Origin of the sequence: Mycolicibacter terrae, from assembly GCF_010727125.1 — a bacterium.
Classification (GTDB): domain Bacteria; phylum Actinomycetota; class Actinomycetes; order Mycobacteriales; family Mycobacteriaceae; genus Mycobacterium; species Mycobacterium terrae.
Genome location: NZ_AP022564.1, coordinates 2,844,532 through 2,862,098 on the forward strand (window position 1 = coordinate 2,844,532; position 17,567 = coordinate 2,862,098).

The window sequence follows — 17,567 nt, forward strand, 5'->3', positions numbered from 1 at the left end:
GTTCGGCTAACGCGTCCACCGCTGCAGATACTCCCGGTGTTCCGGCGAGAGGCGCACCAACTTCTGTTCGTCGATGCTGAACGCGGCCAGCTGGGTCTCGGCGATCACCGCCGGCTTCGAATCGGGCGCGGCACTGACCGAGCGGACCTCGTAGCCGATGGTGAAGTCCACCGCCCGCAGCCGCGGCACCCACATCGTCACCTGCAGCGGTGAGTCCATCAGCCGCAGCTGGCCCTTGTAGGCGATCTTGACCTCGGCGATCAGCAGGCCGACTGTTGTGATGTCGACGGCGAAGGCCGGCGACAGGAACGGCACCCGCGCCTCTTCAAGGATGGTGACCATCACCGCGTGGTTGACGTGCTGGTACATGTCGATGTCCGACCAGCGCACCGGTACCGATGCGACGAAGCCGGCGCTCATGACGCCGTACCCGGGCCGCCGGCGCGGGTCATGCTGCGGATCTGCCGCGCTGCCACCGACAACGTGGCCAGATCCCGCTGGTCGGACTCGTAGATCTGGCTCAACGTGCGCCGCGCCCGTTCCACCCGCGACCCGTTGGTCGATTCCCACTCGGTGATCTTCTGCATCCCGTCCTCGTCCGGTTCGCCGACCGCCAGCACATCCAGGCACAGCGACCGCACCGAATTGTAGATGTCGTCGCGGATCGCCAACCGCGCCAAGGCATGCCAGCGGTCGTCGCGGGGCAGCCGGGCCACCGCGGTCAGCAGTCCGTCGGCGCCGAGCCGATCCATCAGCGCGAAATAGGTGTCGGCGACTTCGCCGGCGTCGCGGTCGGTGATATCGGCGACATCGATGATGTCGAGCAGGCTGTAGCGGTACAGGCCGATGGCGATGTCGGTGGCGAGGTCCTCTGGCACGCCTTGCGCGCGGAACTCGCCGACGTGCTTGGCCACGATGTCGGCGTCGTCGCCGCGCAGCCATTCCGGCATCCGAGGCGTCAACTGCGTCACCTTCTCGGCGAACCGGTTGATCTCGGCGCCGACCGCCAGCGGCTGCGGACGATAGTTGAGCAGCCATCGCCCGGCGCGGTCGATGAGCCGCCGCAAGTCCAGCGTCATCCGGTCGGTCACCGCCACCGGCAGCCCGTCCTGCTCGCCGGCACTCCGGATCCGGCGCCACAGCCGACCCACCCCGAAGATCGCGTCGGTCGCCACATAGGCCCGGACCGCATCGATGAGGTCGACGCCGGCGTCCTCGGTGATCCGGAAGGCGTAGGTGATGCCGGCGGTGTCCACCACGTCGTTGATCAGCATCGTGGTCACGATCTCCCGGCGCAGTTGGTGCGAACGGATCTCGGGGGCGAATCGCTGCTGCAGCACCGACGGGAAGTACTGCGGCAGCCGGGCGGCGAAGACATCCTGTTCCGGCAGGTCGGTGGCCAGCACCGCCGCCTTGAGTGTCAGCTTGACGTGAGCCATCAGCGTCGCCAGTTCCGGTGAGGCCAGCCCCAGCCCGGCCTCGGCGCGCCGGCGGATCTCCTTCTCCGACGGCAGGGCCTCCAGTTCGCGGTTCAGGCCGCGGTCGGCGACCAGGTGCCGGATCTGGTCGGCGTGCACCGGCAGCAGGCTGGCCGCGTTGGCCCGGCTGGTGCCCATCAGGTCGTTCTGCGCGGTGTTGTCGGCCAGCACCAGCGCACTGACCTCGTCGGTCATCGACGCCAGCAGTTGCGGCCGGTTGGCGACGTCGAGTTTGCCGACGGTGACCAGGGAGTCGATCAGGATCTTGATGTTGACCTCGTGGTCTGAGCAGTCCACACCGGCCGAGTTGTCCAGGGCATCGGTGTTGATCCGGCCGCCGGCCAGGTCGTACTCGACGCGCCCCAGCGGTGTGACGCCGAGGTTGCCGCCCTCACCGATCACCTTGGCGCGCACCTGGTTTCCGTTGACCCGCACCTGGTCGTTGGCCCGGTCGCCGACGTCGCTGTCGGATTCGGTTTCGGCTTTGACGTAGGTGCCGATGCCGCCGTTGAACAACAGGTCCACCGGCGCCCGCAGGATCGCTCGGATCAGCGCCGGCGGCGTCAGCTCGGCGGCGTCGTCGCCCAGACCCAACACCGTTCGCACCTGCGGGCTGATCGGTATCGACTTCAGCTCTCTCGGGAAGACACCCCCACCGGCGCTGATCAGCGACTTGTCGTAGTCGTCCCAACTGGACCGCGGCAGGTCGAACATCCGCTGCCGCTCGGCGAAGGACCGGGCCGGATCCGGATCGGGGTCCAAGAAGATATGCCGGTGGTCGAACGCGGCCACCAGGCGGGTGTGTTCGCTGCGCAGCATTCCGTTGCCGAACACATCGCCGCTCATGTCCCCGACACCGACGACGGTGAAGTCCTGCGTTTGGGTGTCGACTCCCATCTCCCGAAAGTGCCGCTTCACCGACTCCCAGGCACCCTTGGCGGTGATGCCCATCTCCTTGTGGTCATAGCCCACCGATCCCCCGGAGGCGAATGCGTCGCCGAGCCAGAAGCCGTAGGACAGCGCCACCTCATTGGCGATGTCGGAGAAGCTGGCGGTCCCTTTGTCGGCGGCCACCACGAGATACGCGTCGTCGCCGTCGCGCCGCACCACCTGCGGCGGCGCGCTCACCGCACCGGTCGCGTGGTCGACATTGTCGGTGACGTCGAGCATGCCGGAGATCAACAGCTTGTAGCAGGCGATCCCCTCGGCGCGGGTCGCTTCGCGGTCGGCGGCCGGGTCGCCGGTGAGCACCGGTGGGCGTTTGACCACGAACCCGCCCTTGGCGCCGACCGGGACGATGACGGCGTTCTTGACCTCCTGGGCCTTGACCAGCCCGAGAATCTCGGTGCGGTAGTCCTCGCGGCGGTCCGACCACCGCAACCCGCCGCGGGATACGAAGCCGAACCGCAGGTGCACACCTTCGACGCGGGGCGAGTAGACGAAGATCTCGAACTTGGGCCGCGGCAGCGGAAGCTCGTCGATCAGCCGGGCGTCCAGCTTGAGCGCCAGGACATTGCGCGCACGAGCCGAATCAGCGCGGGTGACGAAGTAGTTGGTGCGCAGCGTGGCCTGAATCAGAGAGGCGAACGCGCGCAGCACCCGGTCGGTGTCCAGACTCACCACGGCATCGATGCCGGCCGCGACGTCGGCGGCCGCCATCTGCGCATCGCTGCTGCGGGACGTCCGGGAGGGGTCGAACAGTGCCTCGAACAATGCCACCAAGGCCCGCGCGGTGCCCGGATGCTCGTTGAGCACCGACGCGATGTGGGCCTCGCTGTAGGGAAAACGGGCCTGGCGCAGGTATTTTGCGTAGCCGCGCAGCACCACCACCTGCTGCCAGGTCAGCCCGGCCCGCAGCACCAGTTCGTTGAACCGGTCGGTCTCGACCCGGCCCTCCCAGATCGCGGTGACCCCGGCGGCGAACCGCTGTTGGGCGGCATCGCGTTCGGCGCCGGTCGCCGGAATCTCGATGCTGGGGTGCGGCGATATTTTGAACTTGTAGATCCACACGGTCAGGCCGTCGGCGCGGGCCACGGTGAACGGGCGCTCCTCGAGCACCACCACGCCCATGGACTGCAGCATCGGCAGCAGTTGACTCAATGACGCGCCGTGGCCGCCGAGGAACCAGCTCAACAGGACCGCATCGTCCTCGCCGTAACCGGAGACCACGAGGCGGACCGATCCGTCGGCCAGTTCGTCGATGATCGCGATGTCGTCGACGGCCTCGGCCGGTGTGACTGCCTGCTTATAGGTCTCGGCGAACGCCGCCGCGTAGTGCTGCGCCTGGGACTCTGCCGGGGTTCCGGCAGCAGCGCCGACCATCCGGTCCGCCCAGGTGCGGCTGGCCTCGGTCAACAGCGCCTGGATCCGCACCCGGTTGGCCTCGGAGGTGTCGACGGTGCGCGCCTCGGGATCGTCGGGCAGCCGGACCATGAAATGAATGAGCGCCCAGGGTGCTTCGCTGACCCGGGCGCTGTACTCCACACCGACACCACCGAATTCGGCGGTCAGAATGTCCTCCATGTGTAGCCGGACCGGGGTGGTGTAACGATCACGCGGCAGGTAGACCAGGCAGGACACGAACCGCCCGGTTCGGTCACCCCGCAGGAACAGCAGCGCGCCGCGACGTGAGCCCAGGTTGGCGACGGCCATCGCCATGTTCAGCAGTTGCTCGGAGCTGATCGCGAAAAGTTCTGAACGCGGGACGGTTTGGATGATGTCGAGCAGTAGCTGACCGGGGTGGCCGGGCTCGCTCTCCGAGAGCGCCAGTGCCTGACGCACGGTCCGGGAGATGACCGGGATCTCGAAGACGTCGGCGTTCATGGCCCCGGCGGTGAACAGTCCGACGAAGCGGTGCGCGACGATGTCGTCACCGGTGTTCTCCCGGATCACCACCACGTAGGTGTGCGAGCCGAACCGCATGTAGCTGGGCACGGTGGCCTGCGCCAGGGTCAGCAGGTCTTCGCCGGTGAGCATGGGCCGCAGGGACTTACGCACTTGCAGCACCCCGAGCCGGTCCGCATCCTCGACCAGCACCTGCCCGTCGCGTACCACCCCGCGCTGGTAGCCGAGCAACACGAAGTGCCCGTCGGCGAGCCAGCGCAGCAGCGCGGCCACCTCATGGCGGTCCGGCGCTTCGTAGTGTCCCTGCGGGTCGGATTCGACGTCGCCGGCCAGGGCGTCGAGCGCATCGTGCATCGCCTGGGAGTCGGTGGCGACCTGACGGACATCGGCCATCACGTGGGGCAGTAACTGTTCGGCTTCGGCCATCGCCTCGGCGCTGACCGAAGGCGAGAGCTGGACGTGGATCCAGGTCTCCGCGACGGCGCTGTCCGTCGAATTCGGTTCGACGTCATGGTAATTCGGTTCGACGCTGCGCAGTTCGCCGTGGGCATCTCGATGCACGGCGAACACCGGTGTCATGATGCCGGTGTAGGCCACTCCGAGGCGGTGCAGCAGGACCGCGACGGAATCCACCAGCATGCCGGCGTGCCCGGTGACCGCTTGCAGGGCCGGGCCGAACCCGGCCGCGTCGTTCGCCGGGTACACCCCGACCCGGGTCTCTCCGGCCGGCCGGTGTTGCGCCAGCCGGGCGTGGGCTGCCAGTAGCGCCGGGGTCACGACCGCCGCGGCCCGGCCCGCCGACTCGGCGTCGGACGCGTCATCGCCGCCCAGCGCATCGCTGTGCGGGCCGCGGTAGGTGGCGGTGTAGGCGCCTGCCACCCACTCGGGAATGTCCTGCGGTTGAGTGGGATCGGGAAACGTCGTCCATGCGGCTGATCGCCGCTCGGTGGAATCGGTCATCCCCACCCCTCCTGACCAAGCGTCAGTTCCGGCAGCAGCCGCTACCGGCCTTACCTTAATCGCGGGTGAGTCGGCGGTGGGTCACCCGGTGCGGACGCGCCGCTTCGGCCCCGAGCCGTTCGACCTTGTTCTCCTCGTAGGCGCCGAAGTTGCCCTCGAACCAGAACCACTTGGCCTCGTCGTCGCCGTCGCCCTCCCAGGCCAGGATGTGGGTGCAGGTGCGGTCGAGGAACCAGCGGTCGTGGGAGATCACCACCGCGCACCCCGGGAAGTTCAGCAGTGCGTTCTCCAGTGAGCCCAGGGTCTCGACGTCCAGGTCGTTGGTCGGCTCGTCGAGCAGGATCAGGTTTCCGCCCTCTTTGAGCGTGAGCGCCAGGTTCAGCCGGTTGCGTTCCCCGCCGGAGAGCACCCCGGCCGGCTTCTGCTGGTCGGGGCCCTTGAATCCGAACGCTGACACATAGGCCCGCGAGGGGATCTCGTTCTGCCCGACCTGGATGTGGTCCAGCCCGTCGGAGACCACCTCCCAGACCGTCTTCTTCGGGTCGATGCCCGCGCGGGACTGGTCGACGTAGCTGAGCTTGACCGTGTCACCGACTCTGACCGTGCCGCTGTCGGGGGCCTCCAGGCCGACAATGGTCTTGAACAAGGTGGTCTTGCCGACGCCGTTGGGCCCGATCACGCCGACGATGCCGTTACGCGGCAGCGTGAACGACAGATCCTTGATCAGCAGGCGACCGCCGAAGCCCTTGTCGAGATGTTCGACCTCCACCACCAGGTTGCCCAGCCGCGGCCCGGTCGGGATCTGGATCTCCTCGAAGTCGAGCTTGCGGGTCTTCTCGGCCTCGGCCGCCATCTCCTCGTAACGCTGCAGCCGGGCCTTGTTCTTGGCCTGGCGGGCCTTGGCGCCGGAGCGCACCCAGGCCAGCTCATCCTGCAGCCGTTTCTGAAGCTTGGCGTCCTTGCGGCCCTGGACGGCGATCCGCTCGGCCTTCTTCTCCAGGTAGGTCGAGTAGTTGCCTTCATAGGGGTAGGCCCGGCCGCGGTCGAGCTCCAGGATCCATTGCGCCACGTTGTCGAGGAAGTAGCGGTCGTGGGTGACTGCCAGGATGGCGCCGGGGTAGCTGGCCAGGTGCGCTTCGAGCCACTGGACGCTCTCGGCGTCGAGGTGGTTGGTGGGCTCGTCGAGCAGCAGCAGGTCGGGCTTGGACAACAGCAGCTTGCACAGCGCGACGCGGCGCCGCTCGCCGCCGGAGAGGTTGGTGACCGACTCTTCGGGCGGCGGGCAGCGCAGTGCATCCATGGCCTGCTCGAGCTGGGAGTCGATGTCCCACGCGTTGGCGTGGTCGAGTTCCTCCTGCAGCCGGCCCATCTCCTCCATCAGGTCATCGGAGTAGTCGGTGGCCATCAATTCGGCGACCTCGTTGAACCGGTCCAGCTTGACCTTGATGTCGCCGAGGCCTTCCTCGACGTTGCCGCGGACGGTCTTCTCCTCGTTCAGCGGCGGCTCCTGCTGCAGGATGCCGACACTGGCCCCCGGCGCCAGGAAGGCGTCACCGTTGTTGGGGGTGTCCAGCCCCGCCATGATCCGCAAGACGCTCGACTTGCCGGCTCCGTTGGGGCCGACCACACCGATCTTGGCGCCCGGCAGGAAACTCAACGTGACGTCGTCGAGGATGACCTTGTCGCCGTGCGCCTTGCGGACCTTTCTCATCGTGTAGATGAATTCAGCCATGCCGCGGTGTCGCCTCCTGGTCTCGGAAAATGCTCGCCGCCCATCCTAGGGGGTGGCGTCACCCGGCTGCCGGTTGCGCTCAGGCCGTCAGCGCCATCCCGGCGCCGTCGTCGGCGGCGGCGTCGTCTGATCCGGTGTCTCCGGCGTCGGGGCCCTCGGCCTCCTCGGCGCGCGCGGCTGCGGCCGGACTGTCCGGCCCGGCGGCGATGATCCGCTCCACCCGGGCGGCGCAGCGGGCCAGATTGGGGCCGACCGCGGTCGCGCGCAGTTCCACCGCTGACCGGCGATTGCCGTCCTTGTCCTCGTATTCGCTGGTGAACACGTCCCCGACCACGATCACCGGCAATCCTTTGCTCAGCGACGCTCCCACACCGGTGACCAACCGGTCCCAGCAGGTGACCGTCATGAACAGCGAGTTGCCGGTCTCCCAGTTCCCGTCGGCGCTGCGCTTGCGCGAGTTGCTGGCCACCCGGAACTTGATCAGTTCATGCTCCCCCACCCGGCGGCGGATCGGGTCGGTGACGACGTTGCCGATGATGGTTATCGACGTTTCATACATTGTGGTTTCCTTCCTGGTTGCGGCGGAGCCGACCGGCTCGCCGGTGCTGCACCCATTGAGCCCGCCGAGCCCGACAACCAGGCCGGACCGACCGGCGGGCGCACCGGCAACTGTGGAAGAAAGACGGACTGGGGATAACGCCGCGCGGCGAGCGGCTACCCGCGCGGTTTGCCGACGCTCACCGGCGCATTCCAGTTCGAGAAGGTCATCTGCACGGCGTTGTCGGCGCCGGAGGCCAGCTCGAGCTGAACCAGGTGGTGATCGCCGGTCTCCTGGATCCACACGGTGCATGCGGTCCGTTTGTTCGCCTGCAGTTGGGGCACGATCTTCTTCGCCGCATCGGCCGACACCTCGCCGGTGACCCTTACGGTGTGCACCCCGTCGATCGTTTCACGGCCCTCGACCTCGGGATCGACGAAGTCGGTCAGCATGTCGGCCAGACCGGTGTCCGGGCTCAGGATCGTCGCCGCGTCGTAGAACTTCGCGGCGGGCCCGTAGTCGACCCACCGGCCACGCGACTGCGACACGTACAGGTCGCCGCCGAACACGACGAACTGGACATAGGCGGGCGCGCCGCGGTAGGCCATCTTGGCGTAGCCCTTCGCCGCGTCGTCGGGCTGGCGGGTCACGTCACCGTCGAGCGCGGTGATCGCCATGTTCTCGATGCTGCCGGTCACCGACAGGCTCAGGTGCACGCTTTCCACGCCGGCGGTGGCGGCGCCGGCCTCCTTGAGAATCGCCGAGGCGTCCGGAAGCGGCTCGTTGGCCTTCTTCGACGACGAGGGCGCTGCCGGCGACGACGTCGCCGGAGCCGCGGAGGTCGTCGAGGTCGTGGCGACGGATGACGACGACGGAGCCGACGGCGAGGGGCCGGATGAGCAACCGATGAGCAGGGCAGCGGCGGCGCTCACAACGGTCAGGACGGCTGGGAGCCTGCGCATGCCCGTCATCGTAGAGGGCGCCGGCCGGCGCGGGCAGGCCCTCCCGCGTCAACGAGAAGTGTGAAACCAGTTGGTATACGTTGCTTAGCGGTGGATACCAACGGCCGGTCCGGCAGCGGTGCACACACGAACCGCAGAACATGGGCACGCGACGATATCCGGGTTTCGGACCCGGCGGCCATGCAGCGGTCGATCGCGGGCACGGCTGTCGGCAATTTCATGGAGTGGTACGACTTCGGCATCTACGGCTTCCTGGCCACCACCATCGCGCAGGTGTTCTACCCCGGTGACAGCTCCAGCGCGGTGGGTCTGATCGCCACGTTCGGCACCCTGGCGGCGGCCTTCGCCGTGCGGCCGTTCGGCGGCATCGTCTTCGGTGCGCTGGGCGACCGCATCGGGCGCAAACGTGTCCTGATCATGACCGTCACGCTGATGGCGGTGGGCACCACGGTGACCGGGCTGCTGCCGTCCTACGAGACGATCGGGGTCTGGGCCCCGATCCTTCTCATCGTCACCAAGATCATGCAGGGCTTCTCCACCGGTGGCGAGTACGTGGGCGCGATGACCTACGTCAGCGAACACGCCCCCGATCGCAGCCGCGGCGCACTGACCGGGTTTCTACCGCTGGGGACGCTGAGCGGTTATGTGGTGGGCGCGGCGGTGGTGACCGGGCTGAAGACGCAACTGCCGGTCGCCGACATGCTGCACTGGGGCTGGCGGGTGCCCTTCCTGCTGGGTGTCCCGCTGGCCTTCGTCGCGCTGTACATGCGGTTGCGCATCGACGAGTCGCCGGCCTTTGAAGAGCAAGAGCAGATCAGCGAGAACCACCAGGGGCCCCGCAGCAGCGGGTGGCAGCAGTTCCGGCAGACCGTGGTGCGACAGCGCCGGGGCCTGATGATCTGCATGGGCCTGGTGCTGGCCGAGAACGTCACCAATTACATGCTCACCGGCTACCTGCCGACCTACTTCAAACAAGTCGGACGCATCAGCGGCAGTCGCGGGCTGACGATGATCGTGGTGGCACTGCTGCTGATGCTGATCGCGGTGGTGCCGTTGGCCAGGCTGTCCGACCGGATCGGCCGCAAACCGATCCTGTGGGCGGGCAGTGCCCTGCTGATCTTCGGTTCCCTGCCGGCGTTCCTGTTGATCCGCCATGGCGGAGGCTATCCGCTGCGACTGCTCGGCGTGCTGCTCATCGGCGTGATGTTGCTCTGCTTCAACAGCACCACCCCGTCGACGCTGCCTGCCCTGTTCCCCACCAAGGTGCGCTATTTCACGGTGGCGGTGGGATTCAACATCTCGGTCTCGGCTTTCGGCGGCACCACTCCCCTGGTCGCCGAGACGCTGGTGTCGGGGACCGGCAACGTGCTGGTGCCGGCCTACATCCTGATGGGCGCGGGCATCGTGGGCGCGATCACGGTGTGGTTCACCCCGGAGACGGCCGGTAAGCGCCTCCCCGGGTCGGGGCCTTCGGTGGCGACCGAACAGGAAGCCGATGCGATCGCCGAGGCCGGGCTGCGCGAGTGACGGGTCAGTGCCGGCCGAGGGCGTCGCGGCGGGCCGCCTCGGCCAGCATCGCGTTGTAAGCGGCCAGCTCGGCGTCCTCGTCGCGGTCGGCGGAACGGTCGAGTCGCTTCGCGGTCCGGCGGTCACTGCGATGCCACTGCACCAACAACGCGATCATCACCACCAGCAGGGGCAATTCTCCTCCCGCCCAAGTGATGCCACCGCCGAGGTGCTGATCTCCGGCCAGGTCGGTGTGCCACGGCAACCGCAGGCCCGCGTAGAACCACTCGCCCAGCACCTTGTGCATGCCCATCAGAAACACCCCGAAGAAGCCGTGCAGCGGCAGCGATGCGAACACCACCGCCAGCTTGGCCAGCGGTGAGATCGGCCGTGGTGTGGGATCCACGCCGATCACCACCCAATAGAAGAGGTACCCGCTGAGCAGGAAGTGCACGTTCATCGCGACGTGTCCCGCGTGGCTGCCGACGATCGAGTCGAAGATGCTGCTGAAGTACAGCCCGTAGAAGCCGGTGACGAAGATCGACGCCGCGATGATCGGGTTGGTGAGGAACCGCGAGACCCGGCTGTGCAGCGCCGCCAGCAACCATTCCCGCATGCCGGGCGGTGCGTCGCGGCCGGCGGCGGGCAGCGCCCGCAGCGCCAGCGTGGTCGGCCCGCCCAGCACCAGCAGGATCGGCACCAGCATCGACAGCAGCATGTGCACGATCATGTGCATGCTGAACATCGCCGGCATGTAGCGCCCGGTGCCCGACGAGGTGGCGATCAGCAGCGTCGCACAGCCCAGCAGCCAGGCGGTGGTGCGCCCGGCCGGCCAGGCGTCCCCGCGGCGGCGCAGCCGCAGCACCCCGGCCAGGTAGACGGCCGCCAGCACCACCGCGGCGGTGCCGAAGATCACGTCGAAGCGCCAGTCGAACAGAATCCGCGCGACGGTGGGCGGGCCGGCGAGGTCGTAGCCGATCTTGACCATGGGGATAGAGGGGTTCAGCACCGGCGGCGGGGGCGGCGGGGTGCGGCCCAACCCGACCGCGATGCCGAAGGTGACCGCGAAGACGACGGCCTCGATCAGGGCCAGCCGGATCAGCGCACGTGGTGCCTGGGGCGCGTCCGGGTTCGCCTGCAGCGCCGCCACCCCTCGGCGCCGCTGCGCGGCACCGAGGACCCCGAGGATGCACAGCGCGACGAACTTGGCCAGCACCAAGCGGCCGTATTCGGTGGTCAGCACATCGGAGGGGGCCAGCCGCACCAGCGCGTTGAGCACCCCGGACACGCCCATGGCCACAAAACACCACAGCGCCACCGCGGAGAACCGCCGCGCCGCCAGGCCGGCGTGTTCACCGCCGCGCAGCGCGTGGACCAGCAGGGCGAGCAGACCACCGGCCCACAGACCCGCCGCGACCAGGTGGATCAGCAGGCTGTTGGTGGCCAGGTCGTGTGAGCCGCCGGCCGCCGAATGCCCGGTCAAGCCCAACGGGATCAGGGTCAGCAATGAGCCGGCCAGCAGCGCCGGCGTCCAGGACCAGCGCAATACCGGCAGGCTCGCCAAGGTCAGCGCCGCGGCCAGCAGCGCCGTCCACCGCCACGCGGATGCGGTGTCGATCAGGCCGGCCAGCGACCAGGTGGTCATCGGATCGAGGAGTTCGGACAGCGGATGGCCGGAGACGTCCGAGATGGTCAGCGGGACCAGCAGCGCCGCACACACCGCCCACGTTCCCGACGCCGCCGTGCCCAGCCGCAGCGCGCGGTAGCCGGCGGCGTCGAGCACGCCGCTGGATTGCGGGGGCACCAGAAACGCGGCGAGCAGAAACGAACCCACCGCCAGCACCGCGGAGATCTCACCGGCGGCCCGCACGAACGGCAGGCCCAACGTGGTCACCGGGCCGGGGTCGGGCAGACCGGTCGCGGTCAGCGCATCGGCCAACGACAGCGCGGCGAGCCCCGCGGCGGTACAACCCGCCAGAACCGCCACCCCGACCAGCACCGGCAGATAACTGGCCGAGCGGGGGCGGGTCGCCACAATCGCCGTCATGGCCCCCAGCGTATGGCGCGCGCCTGAATCGGTGCATATCGAGGCACCGCCGCGCTACCCCTCGCCGCGAGCCCGCCGAATCCGCCGTGCCTCGGCATCTCTGGCGAAGAACTCCCGGCGGGCGATCCGGCCGATGTGGTCGGAATCCTTCAGGATGCGTCGCAGTTCGGAGCGGAACGCCCTGCGGCGTTCCGCCAGATCCGGTGCGTCCTGCAGCAGCTGCTGATCGGCGACCACCTGGCGTGCGGTGGCGAACAACAGGGTGGACACCGACTCGCTGCTGCGGATCCGCCCCTGCGCCACGTATTGGCGGCCCACACCCAGTGCCAACTGGGTGAGCTCCTTCTCCCCGATGTCGGCCGGCGCATCGCAGAGCACGTCGGCGACGATCTCGTAGGCCTCGAAAAACACCCGCAACATGACGTCGGACATCACGGGTTTCTTCTCCGACAAGATCCCGTCGATCTCGGCGCCACCGGCGGCGACGCGGACCTCCCAGTCGGGGAACCAGGACATCTCCTCGGCGATGTTCTCGCGGAACGCGGCCGAGTCGGCGAAATAGAAGTCGAACTTGAGCAGATCGCGCAACCGCATCGCCTGGTTCCAGAACGCGTCGAGCCGGTCGCCTTCGCCGCGGCCGGCATGGGCCAGCGCCAACTCGACGATCGAGGTCTCCAGGAAGGCGTGGATCACCGAGTTGCGGTAGAACGATGCGGCGTGTTCGTCCTCGGGGGCGATCCGCCACACCGGCTCCCGCCCGCCGTCGACCCGAGTGACCGGATGGCCGTTGGACAGCGCGTCCACCGCCGCCCGCACCCCGTCCCGGCTGCGCAGCCGCAGCGCGCTGGTGGAGATCGGGGTCTGCTTGCGTTCCAGGTAGTCCAGACCCTCCTGCAGCGAGTGGTGGATCTGCGCCAACGTCAGTGCCAGCCCGTGGGTGGTCAGCAGCAGCGCCGACACCATGCCCGTCGCACTGATCGGGGTGACGCGCTGTATCCGCCATGCCACCTCGATGGCCATCTTCTGCATGGCCAGCCGCTTGGCGTCCGGGTCGCTCGCGGTGGGTCCGTCGCGCGAACCCAGGTACTGGCGCATCGAGACGGCCTCGGGGAAACGCACGTAGATCTTGCCGTAGTTGCGTTCGCCCTGCGCCTTGATGAACCGGTACAGCCAGCGGACTCCCTCCGGTGTCTTCTCCCCGCCGCGGGCGTAGGCGGCGTATTCGGCCGTCTCGTGCAGTTGGTCGAAACTGATCGAAACACCCTGCAGCAGAACATCTTCGGTGCGGTCATCCAGGTAGGCGTCGGCGACATAGGTCATCAGCCCAAGCTTGGGAGGCAGCATCTTGCCGGTACGCGACCGGGTTCCCTCGATGGACCAGCTCAGGTTGAACCGCTTCTCCATCACGTAGCCGACGTACTCCTTGAGCACGTACTTGTAGAGCGGGTTGTTGCCGATGGCGCGCCGGATGAAGATGACTCCGGAGCGGCGCAGCAACGGTCCCATCAGGCCGAACGACAGATTGATCCCGGCGAACACGTGCACCGGCGGCAGGCGATTCTCCTGCATGGCCACCGGCATGACCGCGCCGTCGATATAGGACCGGTGAGAGAACAGCAGCACCGCGGGATGGCTTTCCAGCGCAGTGCGCAGAGCGGCGACCTGGTACTCGTCGTAGTCGATCTCGGGGTCGAAGCCGCGGCTGAGCATCTTGGTCAGTACGCCGACCAGGTCGACCGAGACCCGACTCCAGCCGGTGGACAGTTCGTCGAGCATCTTGCCGGCCTCGTCGAGCGTGGCGCCCGGAATGTCCTTGAGTCCGTCACGAAATCGGCTGGACGCCAAGATCTCCGGCTTGACCAGCCGCGGCGACTTGTACTGCGGCCCCAGGATCCGGTATTCGGCGCGCTCCAGAGCCAGCACCGCCCGGCGGGTGACGAAGTGCGCGAAGTCCCGCGGGTTGTCGCCGACGGTGTTCTGGCTCCACTGCTGACGCAATTCGGCGACGCTGGCCGGCTCACCGGCCACCACCCGAGCCAGTGACGATTCGGTGCGCACGATGCGCCGCTGCTGACGCTCACTGGGCCGGTAGGGATTCCAGCCGGGCAGCAGCGCGATGACCCGCGACAGCGCCGAGGCCCCGGCACGCGGCATCCAGAACACCCGAACCGGCAGGATGGATCGCTGTTCGTCGCGTTCGAGCTGCCCGACCAACCGGGCCATCACCGCGGGCGGCCGGTCCGTCGGGTCGATCTGCAACAGTTCGGTGCGGGCGTCGGGTTGCGCGTCGCGATGCCGGTCCAGCCACTCCTGGACCAGATCACCCTCCACCGGCGTCGACACGAACGCCAGCACCAGCGTGTCGCCGGTGTGGTTGGACCCAGAGGAGCCAGCGGAGTCGGTGGCCGGTGACGTCGTCACTGCCCCCCTTTCGGGCCTGCGCTACGCGGCGCGGCCGGGGTCTTCTTGGACGGCGCCTTCTTGGCCTGGGTCTTCTTCGCCGTCTTTGTGGCGGGAGGTTTCGCGGCCGACTTCGGCGACCACGCCGGCAGCTCATCGGCCGGCCAGTCGGCCAGCGTGTCCAGGTAGAGCTGGCGAACCTCCTCGATCCGATCGGCCAGGTTGGCGACCGTCCAATCGTCGACCGAGATCGCCGGGAACACCGCCACATCGACGGTGCCGGGGTTGGCGCTCATCGAGTCCCGGGCGGCGACCACTTCGGCGTTGCGGATCACGATCGGCACGATCGGGATCCCGGCGGCCATCGCGATCCGGAACGGCCCCTTCTTGAACGGTCCCACCCCGGTGGTGTCGACGCGGGTGCCCTCCGGGGCGATCACCACCGACAGTCCCCGTTTGGCGCGTTCTTCGACCTGGTGCAGCGACTCCACCGCAGACGCCGCGTCGTCCCGGTCGATGAACACCATCTCGGTCAGCTTTCCCAGCGGCCCGGCGATCGGGTCGCGCTCCAACTCCCGCTTGCCCACGCTGACCCAGTTGTCGCGCACCAACGATGCGGTGATGACCGGGTCGACCTGGTTGCGGTGATTGAAGATGAACACCGCCGGACGGGTTGCGGTCAGGTTCTCCTTGCCGATCACGTTGAGCCGCACACCATTGAGGCTCAACAGCAGATGCGGGAAGTACGCCGTGAAGAAGTTGACGCCGCGACGCCGGCTACCGCTCAGCAAACCCAGCCCGATCGCGCCGGCGCCCACCGGAAGCATCGACCCCAGTCCGGCCAGGTTCCGCAACTGGCCGAGGACGCCGCCGCCGCGGCTGCTGAATCGCAGAATCGGCCAGCCCCGTTTGCGGGCGACCGAGGCCATCTTGCCCTCGGGGTTGGTCGGGCGGGGGTTGCCGACCAGATGCATCAATGCGACGTCCTCGTCGCCGTCGGCGTAGAAGTAACTGTCCTGTAGGTCGATGTCGTGCTCGGCGGCGAACTTCTGCACCGCGGCCGCCTTACCGGGCCCCCAGAGGATCGGTTCGGTCACCTCTCCGGTGAGCACGCCGTTCTCGTCGGTCACGAACGCGTTGGTGAGCGTGTTGGTGATGCCGAGGAAACGGGCGACCGGGTCGACCTGGATGGTCAGCGCCGAAGAGCTCAGCACCACGGTGTGCCCGCGCGCCTGGTGCGCCCGCACCAGCTCGCGCATCTCCGGGTAGATCCGCCCGGCGATCTTCTGGATGAACAACCGTTCGCCGATCTCGTCGAGGTCACTGATCGAACGGCCCCGCAACGCCGAGGACGCCTTGGTGATGAGCTCTTCGAATTCGATGCGCCCGAGTTGGTGGTTGAGCCCGGCCTGGATCATGCCGAACAACTCCCCCAACCCCATGTCGCGGCTGCGGACTCGCTCCCGGGTCAGGATGACGGCCGTGAAACCTGCCACCAACGTGCCGTCCAGGTCGAAGAATGCCCCGATCTTGGGGCCGGGCGGGCTGGCGGCGATCTCGGCCACCGAGCCCGGCAGTCGCATGTCACGCGGCGGCGGCGACTTCGTGTCGTCGGTCATGATTGCGGACCCGGATCGAAGGACGCCGCCACACAGCGCGGCGCCGGGTCACCGGCGAGCGCCAACACCTCGTCGAATCCCTGCACCAGGCAGGTGCCGAACAGCTTCTCGTCGCGCACCGCGGCCCGGTCGTAGCGGGCCGTGATGGTGCACTCACCGCCGCGCGAGATCAACACCACCATCATCGCCACGCCGGGAAGCGGGCCGATTCCGTAGTGCCGCAGCACTTTCGCGCCGGCGATGTAGGTGTCACCGGGGTAGAACGCCACGTTGCTGGCCTGCACGTCGGCCCCGACGACGGTTTCGGTCATCTTCTCCAGGACCGGACTCGGGACAACGCTCAGCAGCGGCGCGATGGAACCGATCACATCCATCGCGGGCTCTTCACGGCGCTGCGTCATCTGGGCCCGGATCCGCTTCATCCGCTCCACCGGGTCGGCGACGCCGACCGGAGCGGCCAGGTTCACCCCGGTGAACCGGTTACCGCCGGCCGGATCGGCCTCGGCGCGCAGGTTCACCGGAATCGCCATCGGCAGGGTCGCGATCGGCACACCCAGCGCCCGGTGATAACGCCCCAGCGCCCCGGACAGCGCGGCCAGGTAGGCGTCGTTGATCGACCCGCCGCCGGCCTTGGCGGCCCGGTGCAGATCCGACAGCCGGATGTCGAGCGCCTGGGTGCGGCTGGAAAGGCTGCGCCGCCGCAGCAGCGGCGAGGGTTCGGCCGCCTGGCTCATCACCCGCGCCCCCGACCGGGCGTAGCCGATCACCCCGGCCACCGCCGACAACGGGTCGCGCACCGTGCGGGTCGCCATCGACAGCATCCCGACCAGCGCATCGCGGGTGCCGCCGAGCAGCGCGGCCGGAAGGTGGTTGATGCCGTCGCGCATCAGGTCGTTCGACGACAGGTCCTGGGGCACCGGTTGCGGCGGCATCGACCGCGCCGGCGGGTCGCGTTCCAGGTCGTAGATCTGCCCGAACATCGCGGCGCCGCCGACGCCGTCGGTGACCGCGTGGCTCAGGTGCAGCAAGGTGGCGGCCCGCCCCCCGGCCAGCCCCTCCACCAGCGTCGCCGCCCACAGCGGGCGCTGAATGTCCAGCGGCGACTGCAGGCTCACCTCGGCCAGGTCGAGCACCTCGCGCAGCCCGCCGGGCTCGGGAACCCGAAGCCGCCGCACGTGGAAGTCCAGATTGAAGTCGGGGTCGACCACCCAGCGCGGCGCCGCGGTCGGCAGCGTGGGGACCACCACCTTCTGGCGCAGCCGCAGCACCCGCCGCGAGACGTTCTCGAACAGGCTCCGGAACCGATCCCAGTCCGGGGTGGTGTCGAGCAGCTCCAAGCCCATGATCCCCGAACGGGTGCGCGGATTGGCCTCACCGCGGTGCAACAGGTAATCGACGGCGCCGAGTTCGGTGGGCAGGCCCGCGGCGTCGACCAGGTCACCCACGTGCGGTTCCCGACACCGGTTCGCCGCCGCCCGGGC

At 68.4% G+C, this 17,567-nt stretch carries 10 protein-coding genes; 1 reads left to right on the forward strand and 9 read right to left on the reverse strand.

The features are described from left to right. Positions 1–6 precede the first annotated feature (6 nt). The 5 genes from G6N23_RS13570 to G6N23_RS13590 all read right to left on the reverse strand — a co-directional run bounded on the left by G6N23_RS13570 (position 7) and on the right by G6N23_RS13590 (position 8,514). Positions 7–420 (reverse strand): acyl-CoA thioesterase, encoded by a 414-nt coding sequence (locus G6N23_RS13570; RefSeq protein WP_085260235.1) that lies wholly within the window; start codon positions 418–420, stop codon positions 7–9. After that, entirely contained in the window at positions 417–5,282 is a 4,866-nt protein-coding gene (locus G6N23_RS13575) for an NAD-glutamate dehydrogenase (RefSeq protein ID WP_085260234.1), read from the reverse strand. The genes G6N23_RS13570 and G6N23_RS13575 overlap by 4 nt, the downstream gene beginning before the upstream one ends. A gap of 55 nt (positions 5,283–5,337) precedes the next feature. After that, positions 5,338–7,014, reverse strand: coding sequence for an energy-dependent translational throttle protein EttA (gene ettA / locus G6N23_RS13580; RefSeq protein ID WP_085260233.1), 1,677 nt, complete (start codon positions 7,012–7,014; stop codon positions 5,338–5,340). 79 nt (positions 7,015–7,093) lie between these two features. After that, positions 7,094–7,573, reverse strand: coding sequence for a single-stranded DNA-binding protein (locus G6N23_RS13585; RefSeq protein ID WP_085260232.1), 480 nt, complete (start codon positions 7,571–7,573; stop codon positions 7,094–7,096). A gap of 155 nt (positions 7,574–7,728) precedes the next feature. Continuing rightward, entirely contained in the window at positions 7,729–8,514 is a 786-nt protein-coding gene (locus tag G6N23_RS13590; RefSeq protein ID WP_085260231.1) for an LppX_LprAFG lipoprotein, read from the reverse strand. 180 nt (positions 8,515–8,694) lie between these two features. On the opposite strand from G6N23_RS13590, the gene G6N23_RS13595 reads away from it, so the two are divergent. After that, entirely contained in the window at positions 8,695–10,041 is a 1,347-nt protein-coding gene (locus tag G6N23_RS13595; protein WP_085260300.1) for an MFS transporter, read from the forward strand. Between the two features lie 4 nt (positions 10,042–10,045). On the opposite strand, the gene G6N23_RS13600 is transcribed toward G6N23_RS13595, so the two are convergent. From G6N23_RS13600 to G6N23_RS13615, 4 genes are read right to left on the reverse strand one after another with little or no spacing between them, the layout of a single operon-like run. Beyond that, complete coding sequence (locus G6N23_RS13600) at positions 10,046–12,067, reverse strand: bifunctional copper resistance protein CopD/cytochrome c oxidase assembly protein (protein ID WP_085260230.1); 2,022 nt, start codon at positions 12,065–12,067, stop codon at positions 10,046–10,048. Positions 12,068–12,121: 54 nt separating this feature from the next. Then, positions 12,122–14,488, reverse strand: a complete 2,367-nt coding sequence (locus tag G6N23_RS13605; protein WP_085260229.1) for a glycerol-3-phosphate 1-O-acyltransferase — start codon at positions 14,486–14,488, stop codon at positions 12,122–12,124. Beyond that, positions 14,485–16,086: an HAD-IB family hydrolase/lysophospholipid acyltransferase family protein gene (locus tag G6N23_RS13610; protein WP_085260228.1), complete on the reverse strand. Its 1,602-nt coding sequence runs from the start codon at positions 16,084–16,086 to the stop codon at positions 14,485–14,487. The genes G6N23_RS13605 and G6N23_RS13610 overlap by 4 nt, the downstream gene beginning before the upstream one ends. Next, positions 16,083–17,531 (reverse strand): wax ester/triacylglycerol synthase family O-acyltransferase, encoded by a 1,449-nt coding sequence (locus tag G6N23_RS13615; protein WP_085260227.1) that lies wholly within the window; start codon positions 17,529–17,531, stop codon positions 16,083–16,085. The genes G6N23_RS13610 and G6N23_RS13615 overlap by 4 nt, the downstream gene beginning before the upstream one ends. Between the last annotated feature and the right edge of the window lie 36 nt (positions 17,532–17,567).